The organism is Pseudomonas sp. FP2300 (genome assembly GCF_030687595.1).
Taxonomy (GTDB): Bacteria; Pseudomonadota; Gammaproteobacteria; order Pseudomonadales; family Pseudomonadaceae; genus Aquipseudomonas; species Aquipseudomonas bijieensis.
Genome location: NZ_CP117440.1, coordinates 4,618,950 through 4,644,905 on the forward strand (window position 1 = coordinate 4,618,950; position 25,956 = coordinate 4,644,905).

Consider the following 25,956-nt stretch of genomic DNA (forward strand, 5'->3'; position numbering starts at 1 on the left):
TTCAGCCCCGCCGACTGGCGCGCTGGCTGCGATAGGTATCGAGCACGACCGCCACCACGATCACCGCGCCGGTAATGATGCGCTTGGTCGGTTCAGTGGCGCCGATCTGCGCCAGGCCCGCCGCCAGCACCGAGATGATCAGCACGCCAAAGAAGGTGCTGATGACCGAACCACGCCCACCCATCAGGCTGGTGCCGCCAATGACCACCGCAGCGATGACCTGCAGTTCCAGACCTGAGCCAGCGTTCGGATCCGCCGCCTCCAGGCGCGAAATCTGGAACAACGCGGCCACGCCGGCCAGCAAGCCCATCAGGCTGAACACCAGGATCTTGTAGGGCTTTGGATTGATACCGGCCAGGCGCACGGCCTCTTCATTGGTGCCGATGCCGATCAGGTAGCGACCGAACACCGTACGGGTCAGCACCGCCTGGGCAATGAAGATCACCAGCAAGGCGATGATGAACGAAGGCGAAATGCCAAAGGCGATGGGGTTGGACAGCCAGGCGAACGAGTCGCCGATATAGGCGGTACGCGAGCCAGTCATCTGGTACGCCAGGCCACGGGCCATCTCCAGCACGCCGAGGGAGACGATGAACGATGGAATCCGCCACGCCACGGTAATCGAACCGGTGACCGTCCCCGCCAGCGCCGCCACGGCCATGCCGAGCAACGCCGATGGCCAGACGCTCCAGCCCCAGCCGAGCACGGCCACGCTGACCGTCGATGCCGCCAGCGCCAGCACCGAGCCCACCGACAGATCGATGCCGCCGATGATCAGGATGAAGGTCATGCCGACCGCCAACACCATCAGGTCCGGAATCTGGTTGGCCAAGGTGCTGAAGGTGTCATAGGACAAAAAATGGCTGCTCAGGGCCGAGAACAGCGCGACCATGGCCAGCAGCGCGCCAGCCAGGCCCAGGTACGTCCCCAGGCCATAGAAATTGCCACTCGATTTGCCGACGGCAGATGCGGTTTTCATGAAAGATCCCTAGGCGCTGCTTCGTTGAGCAACGCATCACGTTTCTGGTAGCCGGCGAATGCGGCGGCAAGCAAGTCATCCTGGGTCCAGCTGTCGCGCTCGAAGGTGTCGATCAGGCGCCCGGCGGACAACACGCCGATCCGGTCACAGATCAACATCAGCTCGCGCAGGTCGCTGGACACCACGACCAACGCCTTGCCCTGGCGAGTCAACTCGCCGAGCAACGCATAAATGTCGAATTTGGCGCCGACGTCGATGCCCCGGGTCGGCTCGTCGAACAGCATGACCGCGCAGTCGCGCTCGAGCCAGCGACCGATCACGACTTTCTGCTGGTTGCCGCCCGACAGCTCGGACACCAACTGGGTCGGGCTGGAACTGCGGATGCGCATGGCATTGACCTGCCGCTGCGCCAAGGCCAGTTCGGCGCTGCCATTGACCAGGCCGGCGCTGGAAATCTCCGGCATGTTGCCCAGGGCAATGTTGGCGGCGATGGATTGAGTCAACAGCAGGCCTTCCCCCTTGCGGTCTTCGGTGATCAGCGCAATGCCATGGGCCACCGCATCGGACGGGGAGCGAATGCTCACCACCTGGGCCGGCGAGCCCAGCGCCACCGTGCCGCTGTCGGCGGTATCGGCACCGAAGATCAGCCGCAACAGTTCGGTCCGCCCTGCCCCGATCAGGCCGGAGATGCCGAAGATCTCGCCACTGCGCACTTCGAAGGACACGTCGCGGACCTTGTCGGCACGGGTCAGGCCTTTGACGGTCAGCGCTGGCGCGCCGATCTGGCGCGGGCCAAGGTCAATATGCTCACCCAGCTCCCGGCCAACCATCAGGGTCACCAGTTGCTCGCTGTCGTAGTTGGCCATCGGCTCGACGCAGACCAGGTTGCCATCACGCAATACAGCAATGCGCTGGGCGACCCGCGCCAGTTCTTCGAGGCGATGGGAAATGTAGATGATCGACACGCCGCGAGCCTGCAAGCGAGTGATCTGTTCGAAGAGCATCTCGACTTCCCGGGCCGTCAACATGGCGGTCGGCTCATCGAGAATCAGCACATGGCAATCGCCAATCAGATTGCGAGCGATCTCGACCATCTGCTGATGACCGATCCCCAGCTCGCCGACCAACGTGTCGGGATCGATTGCATCGAGCCCGACCTGGGCCATGGCCTCGATGGCCGCCTTGCGCAATTGCTTGCGGCTGATCCAGCCACCGACGCTGGGCAAGTTGTCGAGAAACAGGTTCTCGGCCACGGAAAGGGTCGGCAACAGGTTGAGTTCCTGCATCACCATGCGCACGCCCAGCTCTTCAGCCTGGGTACGGCTGCCGGGACGATAATCCTGACCTTGAAATTGCATGTGTCCGGTCGTCGGCGTCACCAGTCCGCCGATGATCTTGGACAAGGTGCTTTTGCCGGCACCATTTTCGCCGGTCAGCGCCAGCACTTCACCACGCATCAACGTCAGGTTGATATCGGTCAGTACCGGTTGGGCATAGGTCTTGCCGATGCCGCTGACAGAAAGGACAGCGTTCGGGTCGCAAACGGACATAACAAAACTCTCCATGCGCTCGCCCGAATGGGCGAGCACCGTTGTGTCGCCAGGATAACTACTTGGTCACCAGCTCGACCGGAGTTTCGATAACGCCGTTGGTACCGCTGTCGACTTTTTCGCCCTTGAGGATCTTCAGCGCCGTCTCGATACCGAAGACAGCCTGCTTGGCGGCGAACTGGTCGGCAGTCGCCAGGACACGACCGTCCTTGAGCATTGGCTTGATGGCATTGATGTTGTCGTAGCCGACCACTTGCACCTTGCCCGCCTTGCCCGCCGCGCGCACGGCCGATACCGCGCCGACCGCCATGCTGTCGTTACCAGCCAGCAGCGCCTTGATGTTCGGGTATTCGCTGAGCATCGACGCGGCAACCTGGTTGCCTTTGTTGATTTCCCAGTCGCCGGATTGCAGGGAGACGACCTTGATCTGCGCCGCCTCCATCGCATCCTTGAAGCCCGCGGTACGCGCCTGGGCGTTGGTAGTGGTGGACACACCTTCGATGATGCCGACCTCGTCACCGGCCTTGAGCTCCTTGGCCAGGTACTCACCGACCAGACGTGCGCCCTTGCGGTTGTCCGGGCCTACGAACGGCACGTTGATGTTCTTGCTCTTGACCACGGTCGGATCGAGCTGGTTATCGATGTTGATCACCGTGATGCCTGCGTCGACGGCTTTCTTGATCACCGGCACCATGGCCTTGGAGTCCGCAGGCGCGATGATCAGGGCATCGACCTTGGACACGATCATTTGCTCGACGATACGGATCTGGTTGGCGGTGTCGGTTTCGTCCTTGATCCCGTTGGAGATCAGGTCGAAATCGGCGGAGTGTTCCTTCTGATAAGCCTTGGCGCCGTCTTCCATGGTCAGGAAGAATTCGTTGGCCAGGGACTTCATGACCAGGGCGACCTTGGGTTTTTCAGCGGTCTGGGCGAATGCCGAGGAGAGAGGCAGAGCAGCGGATGCGGCCGCGAGCATGGCAACAGCGAGAAGGCGTCCAGCGAATGGCAACTTCATGGGTTCACTCCGATCTTATGATTATTGTGAGCAAATCAATGCACGGAACGCCGCGCAAACGTTTGCGTGAAGTGAACTATGGTAAGGCTTCGTGGATTTGTCAACGCTGCGGTTGCATCCGCAATGGCGAAGCGTCAGGCCGTCGTATTGACCATTGCTCCCGAACTGCCGCCCTTCGCCAGCTCCGTGACCAGGCGACCGGTGACCTCCAACAATGCGCCACTGGTGTCGGCAATCTGCCCTTGAACCGCCATGACCGCCGCGGTCTTGTCTTCCGGTTTCGGATAATTCCGTGTCTGCGCAGCGGCCAATTGCTGTTGCTGCTCCCTGAGCTGCTCCTGAAGCTCTTGCATCCGCTTGAGCAATATCTGGACGGCAATGCTCTGGGTACTGCCGCTCTCCTGCGTCTGATCGGTTGCCTCAGCGCCCGCCCCCATGTCCACGCGGACCTTGCCCGACGCGCGCGTTGTACCAAGGGCCTCATCGGCAGCCTCGGTCTCGGCCTCGCTCAGGGCCTTCAGGGTAGCAGCGGATTGGCCACCGATAGTCACGGCCGCCGCATTGGGAAAGCCGACAGAAAACGCCATATCAAAACTCCATAAGATGAGATTCCTACGAAAGACATCGCCCGCCAAAGCACTTTCTTTAGCGCCCACGCAAATCTGTCACAAGCCAGAGCGTTTGGCCCAGCCGTTTACGCCAGCCAATAAAAAACTTCCTCCTCTTACACCAAAACGAAAAAAGCGCTGTCAGACGATCTTCTTGAATTTTAAGCAGTTGCGTAAATACCTACAGTTAAATACTGTATGCACGTACAGCTTAATAAGGATAATCCTGTGGCCACGCCCTCCGCTGCAACTACCCCCTTAGATTCCTATACGCGACTCGGCCTGCGGGTCTCGAAAATCATCAATTCCCCCACCGCGCAAAAAGCCAAGGCCGCGCTGATCTTCCGGCTTCCCGACGAGCCGGTGGATGAATGGGAGCGCCTCCTGGAAGAAATCGACGAGAACGACAACGTGACCCTCGCCTATCGCGACGACGGTGGCGTGCAGGTTTTCTGGGTCGTGCCGAAGGAAGATTGAGCCTGATGAGTGTTCGCTGTTTAGCTTTTTTGCTTGTGTTCATCACCATGGGCGCCCAGGCCGGTGCGCCGCGCACCTTCAACGAAGCCAAGAAAGTCGCCTGGAAACTCTACGCGCCGCAATCCACCGAGTTCTACTGTGGCTGCAAATACACCGGCAATCGCGTGAACCTGGCCGCCTGCGGTTACGTGCCGCGCAAGAACGCCAGCCGCGCCGCCCGCATCGAGTGGGAACATATTGTCCCGGCGTGGCAGATCGGCCATCAGCGCCAATGCTGGCAACAAGGCGGGCGTAAAAACTGCACCCGGTACGACCCGGTCTATCAACGGGCCGAGGCCGACCTGCACAACCTGGTGCCGAGCATCGGGGAAGTGAATGGCGATCGCAGCAATTTCAGTTTCGGCTGGTTGCCGGTGCAGAAGGGGCAATACGGTTCATGCCTGACCCAGGTGGATTTCAAGGCCAAGAAGGTCATGCCCCGCCCTTCTATCCGGGGAATGATCGCCCGGACCTATTTCTACATGAGCAAGCAATATGGCCTGCGCCTCTCGAAACAGGATCGGCGCCTGTACGAAGCCTGGGACAAGACCTACCCGGTCGAAAGCTGGGAGCGTCAGCGCAACCAGAGCGTGGCGTGCGTCATGGGGCGTGGGAATGAGTTCGTGGGGCCGGTAAATTTGAAGGCCTGCGGCTGACCTCGCATTCTTGAACAGCACAAATCAACTGTGGGAGCGAGCCTGCTCGCGATAGCGGAGTGACAGACAACAGTTTGTCGACTGATACACCGCTATCGCGAGCAGGCTCGCTCCCACAGGTTTTGTTCTGTCCGGTTATTGAGTGGCCGGATAATCCACCACCAACGTCTCGATGTTGCGTTTTTTCGCCCGGACCAAAGCGGCAGTGACCTGCTCCTGCTTGGCTTCGGCTTCAGCCTTGGAACTGAAAGGACCGACCAGGACCCGCTCCTTGCCGCCCTCGCGCACTACGTTCGACATGAAGCTGTGTTCGATGAGCCAACCGGTCAGGTCGCTGACTGCCTGAGGCGTCTCGCCACGAACCTCGACGGCCCACTGCGGCGCGGCAGCGGCGGCCGGTGCAGAGGTCGCGGCGGGTTTCGGCTTCGCTGCTTCGATGTCACGCCCTTCACCGCACCCTGCCAGCACCAACACCGCGATTACCCAAGCCAATTTGCGCACAACGTTTCCCCCGGAAGACATGAGGCACGGATTTTAGCACCCGTGCCCATCAAGATCGCCGCAAACAGTGCTCAAAACACGAGAATCCTGCCCGGCGTCTCTGTATAGTCGCACCCTGGGAATTAATGCTGCATCTGCACGTCAGAAAGAGGCACCCACATTGTGACACTTAGCACTAATCTATAAGCAGTACCGACATCTGCACTGTCTGAATCAGGTGCCCTATAAAGCAATCAAGGAGAACACCATGCTGATACTCACCCGCAAAGTCGGTGAAAGCATAAACATTGGTGACGACATCACGATCACCATTCTGGGCGTTAGTGGCCAACAAGTCCGGATCGGCATCAACGCCCCGAAAAACGTTGCGGTGCATCGCGAAGAAATCTATCAGCGTATTCAGGCCGGCCTCACCGCCCCCGACAAGCCGCAAACCCCCTGAACATTGCAGCAGTCCGCAGCCAGCCCGTTTGCATCGCCGCAATGGCTGGCTAAAGATTCCGATCGACCGCGCCTTACCCTGCCCCCTCGCCTTCTTTCGTCCCACTCGTGAATCGATACTAATGGCATGGCTCTTGGCATGGCTGTCAGACGTTTCGTTTTAATGATGACGAAGCGGGCGTTCGCGGCCCGTCAGCCCAGGCTCACGCCGCGCGCCATTCCAGTGGCGGCAACCACCATCAAGATCAGCAGCAAGGCTTCGATATGGCTGATCCGTGCCAACCGACCGGCTTTCGAAGAGTCAATCGCCGCCCCTTTGCCCCGTGCCATCCGCCATTTGATCAGGGCGATCATCGGCGCGATCTCAAGCAACAGGATCAGCAGGAGCAAGGCCATCTTCAGGTGGAACAGCGGCTGGTGCAGGTAATAATCCGTACCTTTTTCGTACCCACCGAACGCCCGCATCCCACCGGTCACCAACAACACCAGCGCCGACACACCCCATACGTTATCCGCAATCAACACATTGCGAACCGCATCCACACCGCCCGCCAGGCGTCGCAGCGCCGTGCCGCGCGTCAGCACTGCCCAGAGCCCGAGGGCGAACGCCAGAAGATGAATGGCCGCCAAAGACCAATGAGTCAACATGGAAGAGCCCTGTCAGAGAACGTCGAATCGACCTGACAGTACTAGCTCATAAAACCATGATTGCCAGGGTAGGCATGCAAAAAACTGTGGGAGCGAGCCTGCTCGCGATAGCGGTGTATCCGTTTGCAATGATGCTGAATGTACCGCCGTCATCGCGAGCAAGCTCGGCTCCCACAGGGATTGGCGGCGGGCAAAAAATTGGAAACTGCAACAGATCCAATGTGGGAGCGAGCTTGCTCGCGATGGCGGTGTATCAGTCGACAAAAATGTTGCCTGACACTCCGCTATCGCGAGCAGGCTCGCTCCCACAGTGGTATTGCGTAAGACTTCAGTCCGCCAATCGCCAGGTCGTCCCGCCCTTGCCATCTTCCAGCACCACGCCCATGGCGGTGAGCTGGTCGCGGATGCGGTCGGATTCGGCCCAGTCCTTGTTGGCCCGGGCAGTCAGGCGCGCCTGGATCAATGCCTCGACCTCGGCGGCGTCCACGCGACCTTCGGCACCAGCCTGCAGGAAATCATCGGCTTCGAGTTGCAACACACCCAGCACGCTGGCCAGTTCTTTCAGGCGTGCCGCCAGACCGGCCGCTGCATTGAGATCGCTCTCACGCAGGCGGTTGATCTCACGCACCATCTCGAACAGCACCGCGCAGGCTTCCGGCGTGCCGAAGTCGTCGTTCATCACCTCGGTAAAGCGTGCAACGAACGCTTCGCCGCCGGCCGCCGGCACATTCGGCATGCCCTTCAACGCGTGGTAGAAACGCTCCAGGGCGCCCTTGGCGTCCTTGAGGTTGTCTTCCGAGTAGTTGATGGCGCTGCGATAGTGGCTCGACACCAGCAGGTAACGAATGACTTCCGGGTGGTACTTTTCCAGCACGTCACGGATGGTGAAGAAGTTGTTCAAGGACTTGGACATCTTCTCGCCGTTGATCCGGATCATGCCGCAATGCATCCACGCGTTGGCGTAGGTCTTGCCGGTGGCCGCCTCGCTCTGGGCAATTTCGTTTTCGTGGTGCGGGAACTCCAGGTCGCTGCCGCCGCCATGAATGTCGAAGGTCTCGCCCAGGCAGCAGGTGGACATCACCGAGCATTCGATGTGCCAGCCCGGACGCCCGGCGCCCCACGGCGACTCCCAGCTCGGCTCACCCGGCTTGGCAGCCTTCCACAGCACGAAGTCCAGCGGATCCTGTTTCGACTCATCGACTTCGATACGCGCGCCGATGCGCAGGTCTTCGATCTTCTTGCGCGACAGCTTGCCGTAGCCCATGAACTTGGCGACGCGGTAGTACACGTCACCATTGCCCGGTGCGTAGGCATAGCCCTTGTCGATCAAGGTCTGGATCATGCTCAGCATGCCAGGAATGTGATCAGTTGCCCGTGGTTCCAGATCCGGCTTGAGGATATTGAGGCGCGCCTCATCCTCGTGCATGGCCTTGATCATGCGCTCGGTCAACGCATCGTAAGGCTCGCCGTTTTCGCGGGCACGGTTGATGATCTTGTCTTCGATGTCGGTGATGTTGCGCACATAGGTCAGGTCATAACCGCTGAAACGCAACCAGCGGGTCACCAGGTCGAACGCGACCATGCTGCGACCATGGCCAATGTGGCAGTAGTCGTACACGGTCATGCCGCAGACGTACATGCGGACCTTGTTGCCATCCAGCGGCTTGAAGACTTCTTTGCTCTTGGTGAGCGTGTTGTAGATCGTAAGCACAGGGTTTCCCTTAAGACTTGATCACTGACCCCAGGAATCGCGCAAGGTCACGGTACGGTTGAATACCGGAGCACCGGGTTTCGAGTCCTTGATATCCGCGCAGAAGTAACCTTCGCGCTCGAACTGGAAACGGTCTTCCGGCTGTGCATTGCCCAACGAAGGTTCGGCACGACAACCAGTGAGTACTTGCAGGGAGTCAGGGTTGATGTTGTCCAGGAAGCTGGCGCTGTCTTCGGCCTTCTCCGGGTTCGGCGAACGGAACAGGCGATCGTACAGACGCACTTCGCACTCGACGCTGGCAGCGGCCGGCACCCAGTGGATCACGCCCTTGACCTTGCGACCTTCCGGGTTCTTGCCCAGGGTATCGGGGTCGTACGAGCAACGCAGCTCGACGATGTTGCCGTCGGCGTCCTTGATCGCTTCGTCGGCGCGGATCACGTAGCTGCCGCGCAGGCGCACTTCGCCGGCCGGCTCCAGGCGCTTGTAGCCTTTTGGCGGCTCTTCCATGAAGTCTTCACGGTCGATGTAGATCTCCCGGGCGAACGGCAGGACGCGCACGCCCATGTCTTCTTTCGGGTGACGCGCCAGCTCGAGGTTCTCGATCTGGCCTTCCGGGTAATTGGTGATGACCACTTTCAGCGGACGCAGTACGCACATGGCGCGCGGGGCGCTGTGGTCCAGGTCGTCACGGATGCTGAATTCCAGCATGCCGAAGTCCACCACGCCGTCGGAACGGTTGGTGCCGACCATTTCGCAGAAGTTGCGGATCGATTTTGGCGTGTAGCCACGACGACGGAAGCCCGACAGCGTCGACATGCGCGGGTCGTCCCAGCCGTTGACGTGCTTCTCGTCCACCAGTTGCTTGAGCTTGCGCTTGCTGGTGATGGTGTAGTTCAGGTTCAGGCGGCTGAATTCGTACTGGCGCGGATGGGCCGGCACCGGCAGGTGCTCGAGGAACCATTCGTACAACGGCCGGTGGCTTTCGAACTCCAGGGTGCAGATCGAGTGGGTGATGCCTTCGATAGCGTCCGACTGACCATGGGTGAAGTCATAGTTGGGGTAGATGCACCACTTGTCACCGGTCTGGTGGTGATGGGCATGACGGATGCGGTACATGATCGGGTCGCGCAGGTTCATGTTCGGCGAGGCCATGTCGATCTTGGCGCGCAGCACCCGTGCACCGTCCGGGAACTCACCGGCGCGCATGCGGGCGAACAGGTCCAGGTTCTCTTCCACGCTGCGGTCACGGAACGGGCTGTTCTTGCCCGGCTCGGTCAGGCTGCCGCGGTATTCCTTGGCCTGCTCGGGGGTCAGGTCGCACACGTAGGCGTTGCCGGCCTTGATCAGTTCCACCGCCCAATCGTGCAGTTGGTCGAAATATTGCGAGGCATAGCGCACCTCACCGGACCATTCGAAACCCAGCCACTTGACGTCGCTTTCGATCGCGTCGATGTATTCCTGGTCTTCCTTGGCCGGGTTGGTGTCGTCGAAACGCAAGTGCGTGACGCCGCCGAACTCCTGGGCCAGGCCGAAATTCACGCAGATCGATTTGGCATGGCCGATGTGCAGGTAGCCGTTGGGCTCCGGCGGGAAGCGAGTGACGATCTGTGTGTGCTTACCCGAGTCCAGGTCCGCCTGGATGATCGGGCGCAGGAAGTTGACCGGCACGGCCGGGCCGGTCTTGGAATTCGAGGTAGGGTCGACAGTGGGCTTGCTCATAGGATCCTTGAACGTACAAGTGCGCGGCCGGGTGCGGCCTGATAAATCAAAGCCCGTATCATAGCCGATGCTGTCAAGCACCTGACAGGCCAGGTCGGTAAACGATTGAATTTAATCGACGACCAGATGAAAAACAGCCTCGAAATTCGTGCCTGGCGCGCTAAACTGCCCAACCTGGCCGATTGCAGCCAGACCGGTGGCGGGCAGTGAAGCCCCGAAACCCACGAATTCCTTGAAAGAGTAGCGATCATGACCCAAGTCAAACTGACCACCAACCACGGCGACATCGTCCTGGAACTGAACGCCGAGAAAGCACCGATCACCGTTAAGAACTTCGTTGAATACGTCGAAGCCGGCCACTACGAAAACACCGTTTTCCACCGTGTCATCGGCAACTTCATGATCCAGGGCGGCGGTTTCGAGCCAGGCATGAAAGAAAAGAAAGACAAGCGCCCAAGCATTCAGAACGAAGCCGACAACGGCCTGCCGAACAAAAAGTACAGCGTTGCCATGGCCCGTACCATGGAGCCGCATTCGGCCTCCGCGCAGTTCTTCATCAACGTGGCCGACAACAGCTTCCTGAATCACAGCGCCAAGACCGTACAGGGTTGGGGCTATGCGGTATTCGGTGAAGTGATCGAAGGCACCGACGTGGTCGACAAGATCAAGGGCGTCGCCACCACGTCCAAGGCCGGCCACCAGGACGTCCCGGCAGAAGACGTGATCATCGAGAAAGCCGAGATCATTGAGTGATACTGCTGATTTCAGATTTGCATCTGGAAGAGGAGCGCCCGGACATCACCCGGGCGTTTCTGGATTTACTCGCCACACGCGCCCGCTCGGCGCAAGCGTTGTACATCCTGGGCGACTTTTTCGAAGCCTGGATCGGCGACGATGCCATGACGCCGTTCCAGCGTTCCATCTGCCAGGCCCTGCGCGAATTGAGCGACAGCGGCACGGCCATCTTCCTGATGCACGGCAATCGCGACTTCATGCTGGGGCAGGCCTTTTGCAAAGCGGCCGGCTGCACCCTGCTCAAGGACCCGAGTGTCGTGCAGTTCAACGGCGAGCCGGTGCTGCTCATGCACGGCGACAGCCTCTGCACCCGCGACGAAGGCTACATGAAGCTGCGGCGCTGGCTGCGCAACCCGATCACGCTGTTCATCCTGCGCCACCTGCCGCTGGGCAGTCGCCAGAAACTGGCGCGCAAACTGCGCAGCGAAAGCCGCACGCAGACACGCATGAAAGCCAATGACATCGTCGACGTCACGCCCGAAGAGATCCCGCGGATCATGCAGGAGTACGGCGTGAAGACCCTGATCCACGGCCACACCCACCGCCCCGCCATCCACAAGCTGCAACTGGGCGAACACGCAGCGAGACGCATCGTGCTGGGGGATTGGGACAAGCAAGGCTGGGCGTTGCAGGTGGATGAGCAAGGGTTTGCGTTGGCGCCGTTTGGTTTTGGCAATGCGCAGTTGGCGTTGCCAGGCAACTGAAGCGCGCAGCTGTCCATTGTGGGAGTAGGCCTGTGGGAGCAAAGCTTGCTCGCGATGAACGATGACACGGTCTTGCAGTTGAACCGTGTCGCCCGCATCGCGGGCAAGCCTTGCTCCCACAAGCCCGCTCCCACATTGGATTGCATTTCACTTCTGAATCAATGCCCCGCCGACGCAGGCCCCGCCTTCGCCGCGAACGGCGGCTTCGCCAGCCACACCAGCACGATCAAGCCCATGAACCCCCATCCCAGCAGCGTGAAGTAATCCACGGTGGAGAGCATGTATGCCTGGCTGGTGAGGATCTGGTCGAGCTGGGCATAGGCCGGGGCACTCGCGCCGCCGAGCTGGTTGAGTGCCTCACGGGTGGTCGGCTCGTAGGCGCTGATGTGTTCGCTCAGGTAGGCATGGTGCTGGTCGGCCCGACGGATCCAGATCCAGGTGGTCAGGGACGCGGCGAAGCTGCCACCCAGGGTCCGCAGGAACGTCGCCAGCCCGGCACCGTCGGCAATCTGGTGCGGCGGCAGGTCCGACATCAGGATACTCAGGGTCGGCATGAAGAACAGCGCCACACCGATGCCCATGAACAACTGCACCATCGCGATGTGCTGGAAATCCACCTCATTGGTAAACCCGGCGCGCATGAAGCAGCTCAGGCCGATGGCCAGGAACGCCAGCCCGGCCAACACACGCAGGTCGAACCGGTGGGCGTACTTGCCGACGAAGGGCGACATCAGCACCGGCAGGATACCGATGGGCGCCACTGCCAGCCCGGCCCAGGTCGCGGTGTAGCCCATCTGGGTCTGCAACCACTGCGGCAGGATCAGGTTGATGCCGAAGAACCCGGCGTAGCCCCCCACCAGCACAATGGTGCCGATGCGAAAGTTGCGGTAGGCGAACAGCCGCAGATTGACCACCGGATGGCGGTCAGTCATTTCCCAGATCACGAACACCGCCAGGGCAATGAGCGAAATCAGTGCTCCGATGATGATGAAGTTCGATTCGAACCAGTCCAGGTCGTTGCCTTTGTCGAGGATCACCTGGAGCGCGCCGACCCCGATGATCAGCGTGATCAGCCCTACGTAGTCCATCGGTTGATGGCTGGTGACCACCGGCCGCGCCTTGAGCTGTTGTTGCACCACCATCGCCGCGAAGACCCCGATGGGCACGTTGATGAAAAAGATCCACGGCCAGCTGTAGCTGTCGGTGATCCAGCCACCGAGGATCGGCCCGGCAATCGGCGCCACCACCGTGACCATCGCCAGCAAGGCCAGGGCCATGCCGCGCCTGGCCGGCGGATACACCGCGATCAGCAAGGTCTGGGTCATCGGGTACAACGGTCCGGCGACCAGCCCCTGAAGTACGCGAAAACCAATCAGTTCTGGCATCGAAGTGGAAATGCCACACAAGAACGAAGCGAGCACGAACAGCATCGTCGCCCACAAAAACAGCTTCACCTCGCCAAACCGTCGGCTCAACCAGCCGGTGAGCGGCAAGGCAATGGCGTTGCTCACCGCGAACGAGGTGATGACCCAGGTGCCCTGCTCCGAACTGACGCCCAGGTTGCCGGAAATGGTCGGCAAGGCGACGTTGGCAATGGTGGTGTCGAGCACTTGCATGAACGTCGCCAGCGACAGCCCGATGGTGCTGAGCAACAGGCTGGGCGGCGTGAAAGACGCGTTATTGCTCATTGCGAAATCCTATGAAGCGACGGTGGTGAATCGCGGGCAAGCCTTGCTCCCACAGGTTCCAGGACTACCTGAACCATTGAACAAAACACAAAACCTGTGGGAGCCGAGCTTGCTCGCGATGGGGCCCTTACAGCCAATATCTTTGTTGCCTGCCATGCCGCTATCGCGAGCAAGCTCGGCTCCCACAGGGTGATCAGCGCTGGGCAGTCTTGCTCGCAACCGCGCTGTTTTCGTGAATCAGCCGCGAGATCATCGCGTCGGCATCGGCCAGTTGCCGGTCATAGACCTGGGTGCTGAACGAGGCTTTCTGCGGTGGCTGCTGGGCCAGTACCGGGCCGCTCTGGTCGCGCAGATTGACGCTGACCAGGGTCGACAGGCCGATCCGCAGCGGATGCTCGGCCAGCTCCTGGGCATTGACATGAATGCGCACCGGCACCCGCTGGACGATCTTGATCCAGTTACCCGTGGCGTTCTGTGCCGGCAGCAAGGCAAACGCGCTGCCGGTGCCGGCGCCGAGGCTGTCGATGGTGCCGCTGTACTTCACATCGCTGCCGTACAGGTCGGCCTCGATGTCCACCGGCTGGCCGATGCGCATGTCGCGCAGTTGGGTTTCCTTGAAGTTGGCATCGATCCACAGCTGATCCAGCGGGATCACCGCCATCAACGCCGTGCCTGGCTGCACCCGTTGGCCCAGTTGCACGGTGCGTTTGGCGACATAACCGGTGACCGGTGCAATCAAGGTGCTGCGGGCGTTGGCCAGGAAGGCCTGGCGCAATTGCGCGGCGGCGGATTGCACGTCGGGATGGGACGACACCACGGTATCGTCCACCAGGGCGCTGGTGGTCTTGAGTTGTTGCCGGGCATTGGCCAAGGCGTTCTGTGCCGAAGTCAGGTCATCCCGGGCGTGAGACAGTTCTTCCTGGGAAATCGCCCCGCCAGCCGCCAGGTTCTTGCGTCGACTGTAGTTTTCCTGGGCCTTCTGCACTTCGGCCTCTTGGGCATTGACTTGCGCCCGCATGCCATCGACGTTGCTGTACAAGCCACGCACCTGGCGCACGGTCCGGGCCAGGTTGGCCTGGGCACTTTGCAGCCCGACTTCAGCATCGTTCGGGTCGAACTGCACCAGCACCTGGCCTTCACGCACCAGGTCGCCGTCGTCGGCACCGATGCTCACCACGGTGCCGGTGACTTGCGGTGTGATTTCCACCACGTTGCCGTTCACATAGGCATCGTCGGTGCTTTCGCTCCAGCGACCATACAGTTCGTGCCAGGCCCAGACGCCCAGGCCCGAGAGAATGACCAGCAGCGTCAGCGTCACCAGCATGACCTTGCGCTTGCGTGGGTTGCTGTCTTGCGCATGTTCGGATTGAGTCGTTTCGGCAGTAGCCATGACAAGTACCTCGAATCAGTTATTCGGCGTAGCAGAGGCCGGGGTGGCCGCCGCCAGGGTCTGGGCCTCGAAACCACCACCCAGGGCCTGCATCAGTTGAATCGACAAATCGATCTGCTCGGCATTCAGGTTCGCCAGTTGGCGCTGGGCCTGGAGCAATTGCTGCTCGATGCTCAGCACGTCCAGGTAATTACCGATACCCGAGCCGTAGCGCTGGACCACCGTGTCGTAGGAACTCTGGGCGATATCGGTGGCATGCTGCTGGGCACCGATTTGCCGGGCGATATCGCGCAACTGGTTGATGGTGTCGCTGACATCGCCAAGGGCCGTGACCAGGCTTTTGTTGTATTGCGCCACCGCCAGGTCGTAATCGGCGTCCCGGGCATCCAGGTCGGCCCGCAAGCGGCCGCCATCGAAGATCGGCAACGACACCGTCGGCGCCACATTGAAGAAGCGGCTGGCCGAGCCGAACATCGCATCACCCAGCAGCGAGCGTGTCCCGGCCGCCGCACTCAGGTTGAGATTGGGATAGAAGTTGGTCTTGCCGGCCTCGATGTCCTTGCTCGCCGCCTCGACCCGCCAACGCGCCGCGACCAAGTCCGGACGCCGCCCAAGCAACTCGGCGGGCAGGTTCGACGGCAAGGCGACCGCGCTGGCTTGCAGCACATTGGGCCGGGCGATTTCATTGCCGCGGTCCGGGCCCTTGCCGAGCAAGACCGCCAGGGCGATCTTGGCGCTTTGCAGGCGTTTCTCCGCATCGATCCGGGAGGCATCGGCGCTGGCTTCCAGGCTTTCGGTCTGCTGGAACTGATATTCGCTGTCGATCCCGGCAGTGAGGCGACGCTTGCTCAGGTCGAGCATCTGTCGGGTGCGCTTGAGGTCCTCGGTGGCCAGGTCATAAATGATGTGGGCCTGGCCCAGGTCGCTGTAGGCCCGGGCCACGTCGGCGGCCAAGGTCAGTTGCGCGGCCTGGCGATCGATCTCGGCGGCGCGGGCCTGGCCCAGGGCGGCTTCCCAGGCAGCACGCTGGCCGCCCCAGAGGTCGAAGGTGTAATTGAAATCCACACCCAGCGTGCGCAGGGTGCTATACGCCTCACCCAGCCCTTGCGGGTCCTGGTCACGGGACAGGCGCGAACGGCTGACGCCGCCGCTGGCATCCAGGGTCGGCATGCGCGCCGCGTTGGCGGCATAGGCGGCAGCACTGGCCTGATGCACCCGGGCGCTGGCGATCTGCATGTCCGGGCTATCGCGCAAGGCTTCCCGGATCAGGCCATCGAGTTGCGGGTCGCCAAGGCTTTTCCACCAATCGCTTTTCGGCCACGCGGCCGGTGACAGCGTGACACCGTTCAGGGATTGCCCGGCCTTGAGGCTCTGGGCCTCGAGGCTGACGCCTTCGGTCTTCAAGCCGCTGTAGCTGGCACAACCGGCCAGGCTCATGGCCAAGACCACCAGGCTTAATCGGGTACGCAAGGTTTTACGCTTCATTTTTCCCCCAGTCGCGACACGGTAATGGGGTCACCGGCGGCGAGCAGAATTTTCTTGAGGATCTGTTCGAGGGTTTGCAATTCCTCGGGGCTGATGGCGCTGGCCAACTGGTTCATGGCCTCGGCACCGATAAACGGCAGGCGATCGGCGAGGGCCTGGCCGGCTTCGGTCAGCACCAGGCGCACTTGCCGGCGATCCTGGGCGGAACGTTCGCGGGCCAGGAAACCTTTCTGCTCCAGGCGATCGAGCATCCGCGTCATCGAGCCGCTGTCCAGGGACAGGTAGCGACACAGCTCGGCCGGTGTCTCGATGCCGTACTGGGCCATGATGATCAATACCTTGAACTGCGCGGCGGTGATGCCGACAGGTTCCATGTGGGTATCGATGATTCGGTCCTTGAGCAACGCGGTGCGGCCGAGCAGCATGCCGAGATGGCAATTGTGGAAGTTGTCTGGGGTGAAGTGCTTCATCTGACCACCGTTTGCTGCCTAGGCAGTGAATGTATGTCGAGATATTACTGCTTAGGCAGCGAATGTCAATCAAATAGTTAGGTTGCTATGCACTAACAGACAAACGCAGATAAAAATGTGGGAGCGAGCCTGCTCGCGAATAGCGGTGTGTCAGTCAACGAAGATGCTGAATGTCACTGCGCTATCGCGAGCAGGCTCGCTCCCACATTGGACATGGAGGATTCAGGGAGGGTTTAGAAATCGCGCTTGTAGAAGATGTCCAGCGAGCTGGCCACGCCGCTGGCGGCTTCGAGGTAGACCTTCTTGCTGAGCTTGTAGCGCAGGGCGATGGTATTGGCCGGTTCGAACACGCCGACGCCGTAGCGCAGGCTGAGCTTTTCCGACAGGTTGCCGCTGGCGACCACGCTGGTGGCATTGCCGCTGCCCTGGGTGTCGAGCTGGAAATCCTCGATGCCCAGGTTGTTGGCCAGGCTGCTGGTCACCCCCGAACTGCCCATCAAGCCCAGGCCCAGCGCCGCTTGGGCGAGCATGTTGTTGTCCTCGCCGGTGGTGCTCAGCGGTCGGCCCAGCACCAGGTAGGACAACGCCTGCTCCTGACTCATGGCCGGCTCCGAGAAGATTTGCGTGGTCGGTTGCTCGGCGCTGCCGCTCAAGCGGATGCCGGCGATCACGTCGTCGGTCTGGCGGATCGCTTCGATGTCCAGGTAGGGCTGGTCGATGGGGCCGGCGAACAGCAGTCGCGCCCGGCGCACCGTCAATCGTTGCCCGTAGGCGCGATAGCGACCGTCGTTGAGCCAGAGCTCGCCGCGGGTATCCATGTTGTCGCCGATGTGAACCTGGCCTTGCACATTGGCCGTCAGGCCGAACCCCGAGAACGCGAGTTTGTCCTGGCCGACGATCACATCAATGTCCATCGCCATGGCCAGCGGCGGCTTGCCCTCCTCGGTCTGGTGGCCGACGATCACGGTGTCATCGGAAACCTTGACGGTGGACGGCGGCAGTTCGCGGATGGTGATCTCACCTTTGGGCACCAGCACCTTGCCGGCAATGGAAAGCTGATCGCCGTGCATCGTGATATTGAGGTCCGGCGCCACGTCGAGCACCGCATAGGGCTCGACGGTGACCGGCAGTTGCGAGCCCTTGAGGGCCAGGTTCATGGTCAGGGCGTCGCCCCAACCGACAGTGCCACTCAAGCGGCCCTGCCCGCTCTTGCCACTTTTCCAGTCGCCGTCGAGCCGTATCGTTTCGCCGGCAATCATCGCCCGCACCTGCAAGGCCTCAAGGCTGACCGGCAGTTCCGGGCCAGACACCTCGCCGTCGCTGAGCAGCAGGTTGCCGTTGACCTGGGGCGCGAGCAAACCACCGGCCAGGGTCCCGCTGCCACTCAGATGCCCGGTGAGGGTTTCCACCATCGGCACGAACGGCCGGGCCACCGACAGGTCCAGGCCGCTCAGGCGGAACGAACCGCTCAGGGGCTTGCTGGCCGGTAGCGGGTTGATCTGCGCCTGGAGCATCAGTTCGCCGAGCCTGGCGCCGACAAAATTCAGGTCGGTGTCGATGCGCCTGGGGGTCAGGCGACTGTTGAGCGTCAGGGTCTGGTATGGAAAGTCCAGCCATTGCTCCTTGTCGCGGATCCTTAAAGTACCGCCGCTGGCGTCCACCAGGATCCGGCCATTCGGGCCGCTGGCCGGCAAGTCCAGTTGCAGGTCCGCGTTGAGCCGGCCCTGCCAGGCAAAATCCTTGGGCATCCACTGGGCCAGGCTTTCGATGGGGAATTGCTTGAGGTGATAACGCAGCTTCGGTTCCGGCATCAGCCGCTGATCTTCACCGCACAGGCTGGCCTCGCCAGAACGCCAGCAATGAGCACCGACGTTGAGCGTGCCATCTGCCAGGCGCTCCAGTTTCGCCGGGGCTTGCAGGCGCCAGGCTTGACCGCCAGCCTCCACGTCGCCACTGGCCAGGCGTCCGCGCCAATTGCCCTGGTCGAGCGTGCCATCGAGCGCCAGGGTGGTGTCGAGCTGTGGCCCTTGCAGGTCCAGGTTGAGCTTTTGTTGCTTGATGTCGCCCTGCCCGCTGACGGTCAGCACGCCCAGCGAAGTCTCGCCGACGCGGATGCCGCTGGCCTTGAGATCGAGCTTGCCGCGCTGGGCGCTGTCGAGCGTCGCATCGAGGTTCAGGCTTTGCAGGCGATTGTCCTGCAACGCCAGTTGCGTGCCTTGCAGGCCGAGCTTGCCTTGGGGCGCCTTGAGCGTGCCGGCCACATCGACACGGCCGACGACTTGGCCGCGCAATTGCGGCCACAGTTGGGCCAGGCGCGAGAGTTTGATATCGATCTGGCCAGTGAGTTTTTCTTGCAAGCTGCCGGTGCCGTTGATGCGGTTGTCCCCCAGGCGGATGTCCAGGGCGCTGAGGTTCCACTGCTCGCCGGCGCCGCTGGCCTTGGCCTGGAACAGCGCCGGTTGGCCACGCAACTTGCCCTTGAGATCCAGGTCCGCATCGAGCTCGAGATGGTCGTTCTTCATCGCCCCTTTGCTGCGCAACGGCCCGGCCAGGGTCCCAGGCAATTCGCCCAGCCAGTACGCCGGGTTGATGGCCGACAGTTGCAGCGCCGTGTCCCAGGCAATGCCATCGGCAAATTGCAGGCTCAGGTGCCCTTCGGCCTTGCCCTGCCCCGCCGCGAGCTTGAGTTGCGGCAAATGGATTTGCCTCAGATCGCCGCTGAACGGGCTGTCCAGGCTGAAGGCCCCGGCGGGGCCGTCCAGTGCGGCCTGAAAGTTGCCCAGGTATTTGCCATCGGTGTAGGAGACTTCGCCGTCGAAGCTGCGCAATGTCACCTGCGGCTCGTCGATCAGCGGATAGAGGCGATGCCAGGGGAAATCCAGCCAGGCGACTTTCGCCTCGGCGCGCAGGCCTTCGCGCCAGTCCAATTGCCCGCTGAGTTTCAGGCTTCGCTGATCGCCGGCATCAAGATCCAGGCCGGCGATCTGTGCGCCATTGGCGTCCACGCTGCCTTGCAGCAACAACGCCACCGGCCCTTTCTCGGCGGGCAATGTCGCCTTGCCGAGCAGTCGATAGCCATTTTTCAGGTCGCCTTCGCCGGTCAATTCCAGTTGGTTGAGCAACAAAGTGTCTGGCAGATCGGCACTCGCCCTGAAGCCGTCGGCGGTGATACGCACCTTGGCCGGCAGGTTGTCCGCCAACGGTTGCAGTTCACCGGTCAACTGGCCTTGCAGGTAACCGCTGCTGCCGGCCTTGAGGTTGAGGGTCTTGAGCAGGTTGCCGTCGACTTTCAGGTCCAGGGCCCAGGGCGTGGCGCCCGGCGCTGGCAAGGTCAACCGGCCCTCGGCGTTCAACGGCCAGTCGCCGCCCGGCTTCAGCAAGCCGGACAGTTTCAGGCTCAACTCGTCGCGCTGCAATTGCACCGAATCGATCTGCAGGCCCTCGGCGGTCCAATGGGCAACCAATTGCAGGCCTTTGAGCTGCTCGCTGCCGTTGAACGACAGGCTGCCGACCTGCACATCGCCCAGTTCGATAGCGAGCGGCAAGTCCAGGTCCGGCAAGCTGATCGGGCCGCTGCTCGGTTCATCGGCAGAGGCTGGCAATTGCAAGGCGACCTGGTCAGCCTTGAGCTGTTCGATGCAGAGGGTCATGCGTGCCAGGCACAGCGGCGACCAGGCGAATATCAGCCGATCCACCTCCACGCGACTGGCGTCCTGCTGCCACAACAGGTGATCGGCGCTCCACTGCCCGCCCAGGCGGCCCTGGAAATTCTCCACGCTCAGCCCCGGCACCAGGCCGAGGGCCCAACGGCTGCCGAATGCCGTGCCCAACACAACGCTCAAGGCCAGCACCAGTGCCAGCAACACCCCGGCAACCGCCAGCAGCGTTATTTTCACACCACGCTTCACAACTCAGGCCCCATGGAAAAGTGCAATCGGATACCGCCGTCGTCGTCCATCGCATGGGCCAGGTCGAGGCGGATCGGGCCCACCGGCGATACCCAGCGCACGCCAACACCCACGCCGGTCTTGAGGCTCGGCAGTTCAAGGCTGTTAAACGAGTTGCCCTGGTCGACGAACGTCGCCAGCCGCCATTTTTCCGCGATTGAATACTGGTATTCGAGGCTACCAGCGACCATGTAGCGGCCGCCAATACGGTCGCCCTCGGAGTTTTCCGGCGACAGGCTCTGGTAGTCATAACCGCGCACGCTCTGGTCGCCACCGGCGAAAAAGCGCAGGGACGGCGGGATGGATCTGTAGCCATTGGTGGCGCTGCCGCCGATCTGCGCCCGAGCCAGCAGCCGATGCTTGTCGAACACTGTGGTTAGGCCCTTGACCATGGCGGTGCCATATAAAAGGTTGTTGTCCGAACCAAGGCCCTCCTTGGCGACCTTGGTGTCGAACTGCAAGCGGTAGCCGTTGTGCGGATCGATGCGGTTGTCGCTGCGCAGGTAGGAATAGCTCACGCCCGGCATCAACAGTGTGCTCAGGCCCGCATCGTCACCGAGGCGGTACTCCTCGCGCTGCCATTTGAGCGACACCACCCGCTGCCAGCCACTGGGCAACTTGCTGTGCCATTCCGGGCCCACGGTCAGCAGTTTGCTGAGGCTGTCGGTGCCGGCCAGTTCTTCATATTGATAACCGCCGGCGTAGCGCATCTTGTCGGTCAGCGGCGGGTCCAGCGGCACGTCGTACCACAGGCCGACGTTCTGCCGGGGCGCCGACACTTCCGCTTCCCAGCCATAGCTATGGCCCTGGGGGTTGACCCAGTGGCGCGTCCAGTTGGCTTTCGCCCGCGGGCCGACGTCGGTGGAAAAACCCAGGCCCAGGCCCATGGTCCGCGGCTTGCGCGTGTCGAGCTTGACCGCCACCGGGATCACGTTATCGGTGGCGGCGGTGGGCGCGGCATCCACGCGCACGCCTTCGAAATAGCCGCTCGATTGCAGGGCCTGGTTGAGCTCTGCGATGAGTTCAGAGTCGTACGCCGTGCCGGCCTTGAACGGCACCATGCGCTGTAGCAGCTCTTCGTCGAACGGCGTGTCGCCCTCGAAGCGCACCGGGCCCAAGGCATAGCGCGGGCCGCTGTCGTAGATCAGTTCAATGTCGGCGATGCCTGCCTGGGGGTCCACCAAGAGTTTCTGCCGGGTAAAGCGTCCGCTGAAAAAACCATAGCGCGAGGCCTGGTTCTGGATCACTCGCTTGGCATCTTCATAGCGACCATGGTTGAGCACCGCGCCAGGCTTGAGGGCGGCGTTGCTGGGCACGCGAAAGGCTTTGAGCGACGCCGCCGGGCCATCGATGCGCACGGTGACATTGCGCAAGTGCACAGGCTCGCCCGGGTCGATGGTCAGCACCAGGCGTGGGTCCTTGCCGCCCTTGACCTCACTGTCGATCTGCGGCTGGTAGTAGCCCAGCGCCTGGGCGGCCTTGCGCGCCTGCTCCTCGGCGCCGCGACTGAAGCGCAGCAAGGCCTCCTCGTCACGATCCCCCAAGCCACCGATGTAACCTTCTACGTTGGCCTTGAGTTCATCGTTGGACGGCTGGACTCGTACTTCCAACTCACTGTTTGCCAGTGCCGCGCAGCTGAGGGACAGCAAAAGCGCGCCACCGGTCATTCTTCCTGGGAGGTTCATGGCGCGGATGCTATCACGAGCGTAGGTGCCTGATAGAGCCGGACATTTCGCAAAAGTTCGGCCGACTATGCCGTTGCGCTTTGCAGAACCTGCGGGTTGGCGTGGAAGAACACATGCTCGCGGATCGGTCCTACAGCAACTTCACCAATTTCCTCGTAACCCTGGCGCTTATAGAACTCAAGGTAACGCGGGTTGCCGGTGTCCAGCACCACGCCTTGGGAATGCTCGTCCACCGCACACCAGTTATGGACCGCCTCAAGCAACTGTTCACCGAAATGTTTGCCCTGGAACTGTGGGTGCACCCCCAGTAGCGGCAGTACATGCACTGCATCCGAAGGCAGGCAGGCCAACACCGCCGCGTGGTATTCCAAGTAGCGTCGGGTGCAGCGAAAACCGGTGCTCAAGACCATGCGCAGACGCCAGGCCCAACTTTCGGTGATACCCAGGCGTCGCTGCGGCGGGGCGATCAGGGCGATGCCGATCAGGCGGTCGTTGACCAGCAGGCCAATGGCCGGCAGGTCCTGGAGAAAATGCTGCTTGACCAACTCACGCACCGTGGCCCGGACCCGCTGTTCATAACCTGGACGCTCGGATTCGAACAGGTAGCTGAAGGTCGGCTCATGGCGATAGGCCTGGTACAACAACGAACGGGCTTCACGGGAATAACCACTGTCGAGCATATGGACGTCGGCGATGGCGGTTTCAGGCATGGCGTTGGATCTCCTGGGGCGAGGCTCGGTGAGGCCCAGCTCTTATTGAGTACGAACCCGATTGGGTTGCGATCGTTCCTACACCCACAGGACATTAGCAGCGCATTTGTCCTACTGCCACGCTGGCTCCCTTCCCACATGTCAGCTAGCATCGCAGTTTTGCCAGGACAGCCGACCATGAAGATCGTCTCCTTCAACATCAACGGGCTGCGCGCCCGTCCCCATCAGCTGGCGGCGCTGATCGAGAAGCACCAGCCGGATGTGATCGGGCTGCAGGAAACCAAGGTCCACGACGAACAGTTCCCCCTGGCCGAAATCCAGGCCCTGGGTTACCACGTGCATTACCACGGACAAAAAGGCCACTACGGCGTCGCCCTGCTCTCCCGCCAGGCGCCGCTGAGCCTGTACAAAGGCTTCGAGGGCGACGACGAGGACGCCCAGCGGCGCTTCATCTGGGGCACCTTCGCCGATGCCAACGGCGTACCGGTGACCATCATGAACGGCTATTTCCCACAAGGTGAAAGCCGCGACCACCCGACCAAATTCCCGGCCAAGGAGCGTTTCTACAGCGATTTGCAGCAACTGCTGGAAAGCCGCTTCAGCAACGATCAGCCGCTGGTGGTGATGGGTGACGTGAACATTTCCCCGGAAGACTGCGACATCGGCATCGGCCCGGACAACATGAAGCGCTGGCTGAAGACCGGCAAATGCAGCTTCCTGCCGGAAGAACGCGAGTGGATGGCCCGCCTGAAAAACTGGGGCCTGGTGGACAGCTTCCGCCACCTGAACCCGGACGTCACCGACCGCTTCAGCTGGTTCGACTACCGCAGCCGCGGGTTCGAAGACGAGCCCAAGCGCGGCCTGCGCATCGACCTGATCCTCACCTCCCACGGCCTGCTGCCACGGGTCAAGGACGCCGGGGTGGACTATGAGCTGCGGGGCATGGAAAAACCGTCGGACCACGCGCCGATCTGGCTGCAGTTGAGCTGACCGGCAAGAAACGGCTCGCCGCAATGGCGAGCCGTCCTGTCACAGCGTACCCAGTTGCTTGAACAGGGTCAGGTTGTCCTCGATGTGCCAGTTGGCGACGATCTTGCCCTGGTCGACCTGGTAGATATCCGTCGCAATGAACTCCACCGGCTGGCCCTGGCCCTTGAGCTGGTCGAAGGTCCCGGTGAAATGCCCGCGAAAGCGCAGGTGCACCACCACCCGATCCCCCGCCACCAGCATCTGCTCCACGACGCAGCTGAGATCCGGCACGGCAGTGCGGAAAGCCCGCGACGCCAGCAACGGGCCTTCCGGGCCCTGCTTGCGCCCGGCCGGAGGGGTCTTATCGATGAAACTCGACGCCAAGGCTTCGCGGGCCAGCGCTTCGTCGCCGGTGTGCCAGAACGTGTCATAGCGCCGCGCCGCCAGGATCATCGATGTCGCCTGCTGCTCGGACAGGCTGCGGTCGACAATCAGGCTTTGAGGTTGCACGAGCGCATCGGTGGCGGCCGAAGCCCCCAGCGACAGGCCCAGGCTCAGGAAAAAACCGGCCAGGCGCAGGCCGCCGGGCATGGCAAGGGATGAGAACGACATGATGGATTCCTTCGGGTCGATCAAGGGCCGGACAACACCGTGCGGCCCGGGGTTATGGAACAGGTTTCAGAGGGTTTCGGACTCCCGCAAGGACAGCGGGCTGGCAAGGGTGTAGCGGGCAATGTCGTCCTTGCGCATAAACGCCACGCCCGGATGGCTTTTGGCGTAACGCAGGAACTCATCCCAGACCCGCACCATTTGTGGCGTGCCGCTGATGCGGTCGTGGGCACTGATGGACATCATTCGCCGCCGCGTGCCGGCTTCTTCGTAGAGCTGGTCGAAATCGAGCTTCACTTGCTCCAGGAAAACCTGGGGCGAGTAATGCCGGCCTTCGATCAGCACGATGTCGTTGTTGCGCAACGTGTAGGGGACCACGACGAAATCCTTGCCGTTGACCGCTTCGATGAAGGGTTCATCGCGGCTGACGTCATCGATGTGATAGAGGTAGCCCAACTCTTGCAACAACCCCAGGGTATTGGGTCCCCGGCGCAGCCAGTTGCAGTTGTAGCCGGTGACTGGCTGCCCGGTGACCTCCTGGACCATCTGCGCGGCCTGGCGCAGGAACGTGCGTTCCTCGTCCCGACTCATTGCAAATTGCGAACTCCAGCGCGGCCCGTGCCCGGCCGCCTCGTGACCGCGAGTGACGATCTCCCGTGCCAGGGCCGGTTGGCGCCGCGCCGCTTCGCCGATCATGTGGGAGGTGACCTTGACGCCATGGCGGTCCCACAGATCCAGCAAGCGTGGGATGCCTTCCCGATAGCCGTAGGCAAACCAGGTATTGGTTGCCGGATCGCTAGGCACACTGTCCGGGAAGTCGACCGCGGGAAACGGACTGTCAGTGCCTTTAGGCGGCTGTCCGCCCGCTTCGAATTGCATGGAAATCGAAATGACCAAGCGCGTGTCGCCCGGCCAGAAGCCCCCCTTGGAAACGCCGGCGGCTTTTGCCAAGACGCCAGCCTGCGCCGAGCCCGTCGTCAGCAGGTCGCCTACGGCCAACAGCGCCGCGCCAGCACTTGCCTGGGCCAGGAAAGTCCTGCGTTCGGGATTGTGAGTGACATCGGCTGCTTCGGGGATGGCCATGGCAGAACTCCTGGGAAACGCTGCGGTGTGATCGTCTGAGGCGCTAAGGTATGCCTTGCGGGTTTTCCTGATAATTG

General features: G+C 61.8%; 23 protein-coding genes. 6 read left to right on the top strand and 17 right to left on the bottom strand.

The window, feature by feature from the left end:
• Position 1: 1 nt before the first annotated feature.
• From PSH86_RS20335 to PSH86_RS20350, 4 genes are all read right to left on the bottom strand, one after another.
• Entirely contained in the window at positions 2–979 is a 978-nt protein-coding gene (locus tag PSH86_RS20335; protein ID WP_013693780.1) for an ABC transporter permease, read from the bottom strand.
• Positions 976–2,529 carry a sugar ABC transporter ATP-binding protein gene (locus PSH86_RS20340; RefSeq protein WP_305484568.1) on the bottom strand — a complete coding sequence of 518 codons (1,554 nt, stop codon included), beginning with the start codon at positions 2,527–2,529 and terminating at the stop codon, positions 976–978. Before PSH86_RS20340 ends, PSH86_RS20335 begins: the two co-directional genes overlap by 4 nt.
• 58 nt (positions 2,530–2,587) lie before the next feature.
• Positions 2,588–3,544 carry a sugar ABC transporter substrate-binding protein gene (locus tag PSH86_RS20345; protein ID WP_163857828.1) on the bottom strand — a complete coding sequence of 319 codons (957 nt, stop codon included), beginning with the start codon at positions 3,542–3,544 and terminating at the stop codon, positions 2,588–2,590.
• A gap of 134 nt (positions 3,545–3,678) precedes the next feature.
• A complete protein-coding gene (locus PSH86_RS20350) occupies positions 3,679–4,131 on the bottom strand; it encodes a hypothetical protein (RefSeq protein ID WP_109754685.1) in 453 nt (150 codons plus the stop codon).
• 198 nt (positions 4,132–4,329) lie between these two features.
• On the opposite strand from PSH86_RS20350, the gene PSH86_RS20355 reads away from it, so the two are divergent.
• Together PSH86_RS20355 and PSH86_RS20360 are read left to right on the top strand one after the other, a co-directional pair.
• A complete protein-coding gene (locus tag PSH86_RS20355; RefSeq protein WP_176689649.1) occupies positions 4,330–4,629 on the top strand; it encodes a DUF1654 domain-containing protein in 300 nt (99 codons plus the stop codon).
• 5 nt (positions 4,630–4,634) lie between these two features.
• Entirely contained in the window at positions 4,635–5,324 is a 690-nt protein-coding gene (locus PSH86_RS20360; protein WP_176689427.1) for an endonuclease, read from the top strand.
• Positions 5,325–5,459: 135 nt separating this feature from the next.
• Here PSH86_RS20360 and PSH86_RS20365 read toward each other — a convergent pair whose 3' ends face one another.
• A complete protein-coding gene (locus PSH86_RS20365; protein WP_212801196.1) occupies positions 5,460–5,825 on the bottom strand; it encodes an SPOR domain-containing protein in 366 nt (121 codons plus the stop codon).
• Positions 5,826–6,072: 247 nt separating this feature from the next.
• Between PSH86_RS20365 and csrA the strand changes: the two genes are divergently transcribed.
• Entirely contained in the window at positions 6,073–6,267 is a 195-nt protein-coding gene (gene csrA / locus PSH86_RS20370) for a carbon storage regulator CsrA (RefSeq protein WP_003179932.1), read from the top strand.
• A 191-nt stretch (positions 6,268–6,458) separates the two neighbouring features.
• Here csrA and PSH86_RS20375 read toward each other — a convergent pair whose 3' ends face one another.
• The 3 genes from PSH86_RS20375 to PSH86_RS20385 all read right to left on the bottom strand — a co-directional run bounded on the left by PSH86_RS20375 (position 6,459) and on the right by PSH86_RS20385 (position 10,344).
• The gene (locus PSH86_RS20375; protein ID WP_305484571.1) at positions 6,459–6,914 is read right to left on the bottom strand and encodes a DUF2214 family protein; all 456 of its coding nucleotides are present in this window, start codon (positions 6,912–6,914) and stop codon (positions 6,459–6,461) included.
• 328 nt (positions 6,915–7,242) lie between these two features.
• Positions 7,243–8,625 carry a cysteine--tRNA ligase gene (gene cysS / locus PSH86_RS20380; RefSeq protein ID WP_305484573.1) on the bottom strand — a complete coding sequence of 461 codons (1,383 nt, stop codon included), beginning with the start codon at positions 8,623–8,625 and terminating at the stop codon, positions 7,243–7,245.
• Between the two features lie 21 nt (positions 8,626–8,646).
• Positions 8,647–10,344: a glutamine--tRNA ligase/YqeY domain fusion protein gene (locus PSH86_RS20385; RefSeq protein ID WP_109754678.1), complete on the bottom strand. Its 1,698-nt coding sequence runs from the start codon at positions 10,342–10,344 to the stop codon at positions 8,647–8,649.
• Between the two features lie 249 nt (positions 10,345–10,593).
• On the opposite strand from PSH86_RS20385, the gene PSH86_RS20390 reads away from it, so the two are divergent.
• Together PSH86_RS20390 and PSH86_RS20395 are read left to right on the top strand one after the other, a co-directional pair.
• Positions 10,594–11,097, top strand: coding sequence for a peptidylprolyl isomerase (locus PSH86_RS20390; protein ID WP_305484574.1), 504 nt, complete (start codon positions 10,594–10,596; stop codon positions 11,095–11,097).
• Positions 11,094–11,843 carry a UDP-2,3-diacylglucosamine diphosphatase gene (locus PSH86_RS20395; RefSeq protein WP_305484576.1) on the top strand — a complete coding sequence of 250 codons (750 nt, stop codon included), beginning with the start codon at positions 11,094–11,096 and terminating at the stop codon, positions 11,841–11,843. The genes PSH86_RS20390 and PSH86_RS20395 overlap by 4 nt, the downstream gene beginning before the upstream one ends.
• A gap of 158 nt (positions 11,844–12,001) precedes the next feature.
• Here PSH86_RS20395 and PSH86_RS20400 read toward each other — a convergent pair whose 3' ends face one another.
• The 7 genes from PSH86_RS20400 to PSH86_RS20430 form a co-directional block, all read right to left on the bottom strand.
• Positions 12,002–13,531: a DHA2 family efflux MFS transporter permease subunit gene (locus tag PSH86_RS20400; protein WP_163857820.1), complete on the bottom strand. Its 1,530-nt coding sequence runs from the start codon at positions 13,529–13,531 to the stop codon at positions 12,002–12,004.
• Between the two features lie 193 nt (positions 13,532–13,724).
• Entirely contained in the window at positions 13,725–14,921 is a 1,197-nt protein-coding gene (locus PSH86_RS20405) for an HlyD family efflux transporter periplasmic adaptor subunit (RefSeq protein ID WP_109754673.1), read from the bottom strand.
• A gap of 15 nt (positions 14,922–14,936) precedes the next feature.
• Positions 14,937–16,406 (bottom strand): efflux transporter outer membrane subunit, encoded by a 1,470-nt coding sequence (locus PSH86_RS20410; RefSeq protein WP_109754672.1) that lies wholly within the window; start codon positions 16,404–16,406, stop codon positions 14,937–14,939.
• Positions 16,403–16,876 (bottom strand): MarR family winged helix-turn-helix transcriptional regulator, encoded by a 474-nt coding sequence (locus PSH86_RS20415; RefSeq protein WP_109754671.1) that lies wholly within the window; start codon positions 16,874–16,876, stop codon positions 16,403–16,405. Before PSH86_RS20415 ends, PSH86_RS20410 begins: the two co-directional genes overlap by 4 nt.
• A 233-nt stretch (positions 16,877–17,109) precedes the next feature.
• Positions 17,110–20,784, bottom strand: a complete 3,675-nt coding sequence (locus PSH86_RS20420; RefSeq protein ID WP_305484580.1) for a translocation/assembly module TamB domain-containing protein — start codon at positions 20,782–20,784, stop codon at positions 17,110–17,112.
• Positions 20,781–22,508 (bottom strand): autotransporter assembly complex family protein, encoded by a 1,728-nt coding sequence (locus tag PSH86_RS20425; RefSeq protein WP_218950892.1) that lies wholly within the window; start codon positions 22,506–22,508, stop codon positions 20,781–20,783. The genes PSH86_RS20420 and PSH86_RS20425 overlap by 4 nt, the downstream gene beginning before the upstream one ends.
• A 65-nt stretch (positions 22,509–22,573) precedes the next feature.
• Positions 22,574–23,218 carry an N-acetyltransferase gene (locus PSH86_RS20430; RefSeq protein ID WP_109754668.1) on the bottom strand — a complete coding sequence of 215 codons (645 nt, stop codon included), beginning with the start codon at positions 23,216–23,218 and terminating at the stop codon, positions 22,574–22,576.
• A 177-nt stretch (positions 23,219–23,395) separates the two neighbouring features.
• Between PSH86_RS20430 and xthA the strand changes: the two genes are divergently transcribed.
• Positions 23,396–24,208, top strand: coding sequence for an exodeoxyribonuclease III (gene xthA, locus PSH86_RS20435; protein WP_109754667.1), 813 nt, complete (start codon positions 23,396–23,398; stop codon positions 24,206–24,208).
• Between the two features lie 39 nt (positions 24,209–24,247).
• Here the strand turns inward: xthA and PSH86_RS20440 are convergent, their stop codons facing one another.
• Together PSH86_RS20440 and PSH86_RS20445 are read right to left on the bottom strand one after the other, a co-directional pair.
• Complete coding sequence (locus tag PSH86_RS20440) at positions 24,248–24,799, bottom strand: ester cyclase (RefSeq protein WP_116832944.1); 552 nt, start codon at positions 24,797–24,799, stop codon at positions 24,248–24,250.
• A gap of 66 nt (positions 24,800–24,865) precedes the next feature.
• The gene (locus PSH86_RS20445) at positions 24,866–25,879 is read right to left on the bottom strand and encodes a polysaccharide deacetylase family protein (protein ID WP_176689420.1); all 1,014 of its coding nucleotides are present in this window, start codon (positions 25,877–25,879) and stop codon (positions 24,866–24,868) included.
• Positions 25,880–25,956: the final 77 nt, after the last annotated feature.